Origin of the sequence: Nostocoides sp., assembly GCF_035343835.1 — a bacterium.
Taxonomy (GTDB): Bacteria; Actinomycetota; Actinomycetes; order Actinomycetales; family Dermatophilaceae; genus Nostocoides_A; species Nostocoides_A vanveenii.
Genome location: NZ_DAOQZV010000206.1, coordinates 1 through 5,818, shown reverse-complemented (window position 1 = coordinate 5,818; position 5,818 = coordinate 1). Strand labels below are relative to the sequence as shown.

Annotated in this window: 6 protein-coding genes; 3 read left to right on the top strand and 3 right to left on the bottom strand. The window is 68.2% G+C overall.

The genetic code is table 11. The features are described 5' to 3' along the window. Positions 1 to 11: 11 nt before the first annotated feature. The 3 genes from PKH97_RS12900 to PKH97_RS12890 all read right to left on the bottom strand — a co-directional run bounded on the left by PKH97_RS12900 (position 12) and on the right by PKH97_RS12890 (position 3,851). Positions 12 to 353, bottom strand: coding sequence for a protein adenylyltransferase SelO family protein (locus PKH97_RS12900; protein WP_324387899.1), 342 nt, complete (start codon positions 351 to 353; stop codon positions 12 to 14). Positions 354 to 478: 125 nt separating this feature from the next. Next, a complete protein-coding gene (locus PKH97_RS12895; protein WP_324387898.1) occupies positions 479 to 2,560 on the bottom strand; it encodes a catalase in 2,082 nt (693 codons plus the stop codon). Between the two features lie 106 nt (positions 2,561 to 2,666). Next, positions 2,667 to 3,851, bottom strand: coding sequence for a zinc-dependent alcohol dehydrogenase (locus PKH97_RS12890; RefSeq protein ID WP_324387896.1), 1,185 nt, complete (start codon positions 3,849 to 3,851; stop codon positions 2,667 to 2,669). Positions 3,852 to 3,933: 82 nt separating this feature from the next. Between PKH97_RS12890 and PKH97_RS12885 the strand changes: the two genes are divergently transcribed. The 3 genes from PKH97_RS12885 (at position 3,934) to PKH97_RS12875 (ending at position 5,810) form a co-directional block, all read left to right on the top strand. After that, entirely contained in the window at positions 3,934 to 4,974 is a 1,041-nt protein-coding gene (locus tag PKH97_RS12885) for an SDR family oxidoreductase (RefSeq protein ID WP_324387895.1), read from the top strand. 41 nt (positions 4,975 to 5,015) lie between these two features. After that, positions 5,016 to 5,225, top strand: coding sequence for a hypothetical protein (locus tag PKH97_RS12880; protein WP_324387893.1), 210 nt, complete (start codon positions 5,016 to 5,018; stop codon positions 5,223 to 5,225). A 324-nt stretch (positions 5,226 to 5,549) separates the two neighbouring features. Next, the gene (locus PKH97_RS12875) at positions 5,550 to 5,810 is read left to right on the top strand and encodes a hypothetical protein (protein ID WP_324387892.1); all 261 of its coding nucleotides are present in this window, start codon (positions 5,550 to 5,552) and stop codon (positions 5,808 to 5,810) included. Positions 5,811 to 5,818: the final 8 nt, after the last annotated feature.

Sequence of the window (5,818 nt, the reverse complement as noted above, 5' to 3'; positions counted from 1 at the left end):
ACGGCAGCGCATCAGATCCAGCCCAAAGTCTTGGTGCGCAGGGGCATATGCCTCCCGCGCCGAGCGAAAGGCGTCGGCCCGGAACCCTTGAGCCCCAGATCCACCGTCCGGCCGGCGCGATCCGTCAGATCACCGAGCAGCACGGCTCGACCGTCCCCGAGCACCGGTGAATAGCCGCCGAACTGATGCCCGGCATACGCCTGCGCCACCGGGGTGCTGCCGGGCAGCATCCGCCGCGCGCCGAGCACGGAAAGCCCCTCGGGGCCGGCCAACCAGTGCGCATTGAGCCCGAGGTCGGCGCCCAGGTCGTGATTAACCGCCACGTATGCGGGCTGCTGCGCCGCCGGCGGCAGGGTCGGGGTCCACGGGCGGGAGAGTTCCGGGAAGAGGCTCGCGAACTCGCCGCACTTGCACCTCAGTCATCCGTCTACTCTCCCCCCGTGGCCAGCCGATTACCGCCCGTATGCCCGTTCCCCGCTCAGGGACGGACGTCGCGCTCCCAGTAGCGCAGCTTCGCGCACGACTCCAGGAAGCCCGCCGCATTGTCTGCAGTCAGTGCGACCACCGCTTCGTCGGCTGCCGGGTCGACACCGGCCGCCGTGAAGAGGGCCGCCGCGTCCTCGCTGTGACCGATGAACTTGTGGTGGGCGAAGGCGTCGGCGACGAAATCCCGGGCCGCCGCGCTGCCGGCGAGCTCGGCGGCACCCTCGCTGCCGGGGATGACTGCGACCGCGTCGAAGAGCACCGAGGGGGCGCCCGCGAGCGCGTGCTGCGGCTCGCGCGTGCTGCCGTCGATGCTCACGCCGCCAACCTTGGGACCGATCAGCTCGACCATCGCGCCGGCCTGCTTCGCGGCCTTTTCCAGCGCGTCGACCAGGGCGCCGTCCGTGCCATCAGTGACCAGGATCCCCAGCTTGCGGCCCTTGAAGGTCGTGGGCTGGTTGGCCAGGATCGACAGCGCCGGCGACTCCGGCAGGTCGTGGCGGGGGCTGACCGCGGACGGCGAGGCCTCCGGCACCTCCATACCGAGCTTATCGGCGACCCGGGTTACCAGGTCCGAGTCGACATTGGCGAGGTTGGCGAGCATCCGGGTGCGGATCTGCGGGATCTCGCACTTGCCAAGTTCGAAGGCGAAACCGCCGACGATGTGCTCCTGCTCCACCGGAGTCTGGCTGCGCCAGAACTGATTCGCCTGGCTGTAGTGGTCGGCGAAGGACTCTCCCCGCAGCCGCCGCGCCTCGCCGGCGAGCGGGCGCGGGACGCTCTGGAAGCCGCCGTCTGGGTCGGCCCGGGGCCCCCGGTCGGCACCGGCGAAGGAATTGGGCTCGTAGTTCGCGCGGCCGGGCTGACGAGACATCTGCATGTGCCCATCGCGCTGGAAGTTCATGACCGGGCAGCGGGGCGCGTTCACCGGGAGTTGGGTGAAGTTCGGCCCGCCGAGGCGCTTGAGCTGGGTGTCCAGATAGGAGAAATTGCGACCCTGCAGCAAGGGGTCATCACTGAAGTCGATGCCCGGGATGATGTTCTGGGTGCAGAAGGCGACCTGCTCGGTCTCCGCGAAGACATTGTCGACGTTCTGGTCCAGGGTGAGGCGGGCGATGACCCGCACCGGCAGGACCTCTTCGGGGATGATCTTGGTCGAGTCCAAGATGTCGAAGTCGAAGGAGTCGGCGAAGTCCTCGTCGAAGACCTGCACGCCCAGGTCCCACTGCGGGTAGTCACCGGAGTCGATCGCGGTCCACAGGTCGCGGCGGTGGAAATCCGGGTCGGCGCCATTGATGGCGACGGCCTCCGGCCACTCGACGGACTGCATACCCTGCGCGGGCTTCCAGTGGAACTTGACGAAGCTGACCTTGCCTTCGGCATTGACGAAGCGGTAGGTGTGGACGCCGAAGCCCTCCATCATCCGCAGCGAGCGCGGGATGGCGCGATCCGACATGGTCCACATGACCATGTGGGTCGCCTCGGGCATCAGCGAGATGAAGTCCCAGAAGGTGTCGTGCGCGGACGCCGCCTGCGGCCAGCCGCGGTCCTGCTCCTCCTTGACCGAGTGCACGAGGTCGGGGAACTTGATCGGGTCCTGGATGAAGAAGACCGGAATGTTGTTGCCGACCAGATCCCAATTGCCCTGCGGCGTATACATCTTGACGGCGAAGCCGCGCACATCGCGGGCCAGGTCAGCCGAGCCCAGGTTGCCGGCGACGGTGGAGAAGCGGACGAAGGCCTCGGTCTTGGTGCCCTTCTCTTGGAAGGGCGAGGCCATGGTCAACTCCGGGATCGCCTCAAGGCACTCGAGGTAACCCTTGGCACCGACGCCGCGCGCGTGCACCACGCGCTCCGGGATGCGCTCGTGGTCGAAGTGGAAGAGCTTCTCGCGGAAGGCGAAGTCTTCCATCAGCGCGGCCCCGCGCGGGCCGACGCGCAGGCTGTTCTGGTCGTCGGACATCGGGATGCCCTGGGCGGTCGTCATGACCTGGCCGTCCTGTGGGAGCTGGTGATATTCACCCCCGCCGCCGGTGCGATGCTGCGAGTCGGTTGTGGGTGCCTGATTCTCTGACATACCGGAGACCATCCTTTGGCGGGCGCCGGCCAAGAGACCGGACGTGGGAGGTGTAAACGACGGTATCGGCAAGGACCGACAGCCCCGTCGCTGGGAGTTGGTGTGATCAGGGCGTCAGGACAACCTTGAGGCAGCCGTCCTGCTTCTCCTGGAAGATTCGATACATCTCGGGGGCCTGCTCCAGGGGGACGCGGTGGGTGGCCAAGCTTTCCAGTCCGAGCACATCCTCGGACTGGTTGAGCAGGGTGAACAGCTCATCGGTCCACTGCCGCACATGACACTGGCCCATCCGCACCGTCAGGCCCTTGTCAAACATGGTCATCAACGGCATCGGGTCGGCGCTGCCGCCATACACCCCGCTGATCGACAGCGTGCCGCCCCGGCGGACCGCCTCGATTGCCGTATGCAGGGCCGACAGCCGGTCGATGCCGACCCGCTCGATGGCGGCCTTGGCCACCGGCTTGGGCAGGCGCGAGGCGAGGTCGATGACCTGCTCGGCGACCGGGTTGCCGTGCGCCTCCATACCGACCGCGTCGAGGACCGAGTCCGGGCCGCGGCCGTCGGTCATCTCCTTTAGGGTGGCGGCGGCGTCCTTGACGGCGGAGGTGTCGATGACCTCCGCGCCCCACTGCTGCGCCAGTGCCAAGCGCTCCGAGACAAGGTCGATAGCGAAGACCCGCTCGATGCCCAGGTGCTTGGCGGAGCGGACGGCGAGCTGACCCACCGGGCCGAGACCGAAGACGGCGAGCGAGCCGCCCTCGGGCACATTCGCCCACTGCACGCCCTGCCAGGCGGTCGGCAGGATGTCGGACAGGTAGAGGAAGCGCTCGTCGGACAGGGTGTCGGGCAGCTTCACCGGGCCGAAGTCGGCATGCGGGACGCGGACTCGCTCCGCCTGGCCGCCGGGGACCTGGCCGTACATCTTGGTGTAGCCGAACAGGCTCGCGCCCTTGTCCATCTCGACATTCTGGGTGGTCTCGCACTGGGCGAAGAGCCCGCGATCGCACATGAAGCAGTGTCCGCAGGCGATCCCAAAGGGGACCACGACCCGGTCACCGACGGTCAGGTTGCCGACGCCGGAGCCGACCTCCTCGACGACGCCGAGGAATTCGTGCCCGAGGACGTCGCCGGGGGTCAGATAGGGGGCCAGGACCTTGTAGAGGTGCAGGTCGGATCCGCAGATGGCGGTCGAGGTGACGCGGATGATCGCATCGGTGGGCTCCTGGATCGTGGGATCGGGGACCTCCTCGACGCGGACGTCTTCGATGCCTTGCCAGGTGAGTGCTCGCATGCCTTCACCGTATGCCGCTCATCGCCTGCATTGGGTGGGACGCCCGGGGCATTTGTGCTGGTAGCGCGCCTAGCCTAGGTTAATGAGCGCTTCCCCAATCGCCCTTGTCGTTGGGGCTTCCCGCGGACTCGGACTGCTGATGGCCCGGGCCTTGCTGGATCGAGACCGGCGGGTGATCATCGCCGCACGCGATGCGGATGAACTGGCGCAGGCCGCGGAACTGCTGCGGGCCGGGCGCCCGGGGGATTCCGCCCCGCGGGACGCCGCGGACATCCAAACCCGGGTGTGCGATGTGCGCGACCGGGAGGCGGTGCACGCCCTGGTCGAGGAGATCGAGCGCGACCTGGGCCCGATCGAGACGGCGATCACCGTCGCCGGGATCATCCAGGCGGGGCCGGCGGAGTCGATGCAGTATTCGCATTTCGAGGACGCGATCAACACGATGACCTGGGGGCCGATCCACGTCGCCATGGCCGTTCTGCCCGGTATGCGCGCCCGGCGCGCCGGCCATATCGGCACGGTCGCCTCGCTCGGCGGAATGGTCGCCGCGCCGCATCTGCTGCCCTACAGCACGGCGAAATTCGGGGCGGTGGGCTTCTCCGACGGGTTGGCCGCGGAGTTGTCGGGCACCGGCGTCACCGCGACCACCATCGCGCCCGGATTGATGCGCACCGGGGGCCATGAGCACGCGCTCTTCACCGGCAAGCCGGAGCAGGAGTATGCCTGGTTCGCCCCCAGCGCCTCGCTGCCCCTGGTGAGCATCGACGCCGACCGCGCCGCCGCCCGCTATGTCGACGCCGTCCTGGACGGCCGGCCGATGGTGACCTCGACTCCGTTGGCGTGGATCGGCATTCGTGCCCGCGGCCTGGCCCCGGGGCTGACGACGCGAGTCATGGGCCTGGCGAATCGGGCCCTGCCCGATGCCCCCGAGGGTGAGGCGCCGACGATCCCCGGACGGCAGGCCGCGCAGCGCCTCAGCGGGGTGGCAAAGAAGGTGGTGGACGGGCTCAGCGTGCTCGGCACCCGCGCAGCTCGACGCAATAACGAGCGGGCGCAGGACCTCACCGAAGGCCCCGCCGCGGACTCTGCCCAGAACCCCGCGCCGGGTCGCGACCGGCAGTAATCGTTGGACGTGGCCGTCCGGGCGCTGAGATCGTGTCCGGTATGCCCGCGCCCACCGGATTCAGCTACGCCCAGCGCGGCGAGGACGTTGTGATCAGCCACCACGGCAAGGTGGACACGACTTTGCGCGGCTCGCGGGCGGCAGAGTTCCTGGCCGCGGAGACCGGGGACGCACAGGAGTTGATGGCGCGGCTGACCGGTAACTATCGCCGTGGCAATGAGCGCCAGGCGAGGGCGCACCCGCGCAACTGAGGGCGCTGAGGCGAGCAGCGGCGAGCCCTAAGGGCCGCGGTTGACCTTGTCGCGACGTCAACGTCTTTACTGATTGGTATGAGGATTAGGCAGGCGGCTGCAGTCTAGGAATAACAACTCGCACGATTCGTCACTACCACCACGTCGGGGTGTTGGCAGAGCCGGTTCGCCAGGCCAACGGATATCGCGACTATGGACTGCAGGACCTAGTTCTCTCGGCGCGCGCCCGCAGGCTCGCCGAACTCGGCCTGAGCCTCGAGGAAGTCGCCGATGTCCTCGCGGAGGACGCCACGGCAGACCTCGCTGAGATTTGTGGAGTTGGATGTGAGTCTGGCCGAGCAGGAGCGATCCATCCGCCTGGCTCGGGCACAGGTCACCGAGATGCAGGGGCGGATCTCCCGCAGGGAGGACGTGTCGACTCCCGCCGCACTGAGGGCCCTGCCACTGGCGAGTCTCACCGCGGGGCCGGCCGCCAAGCTCGACCGGGACCTGATGTCGCTTCTGCCCGACGCCGCCCTGTCGCCGTTGACTTCCATTCTGTCGACGGCGCGCGAAAACTGGACAGTTGCGGCGCTTGAAAAGTGAACACCTTC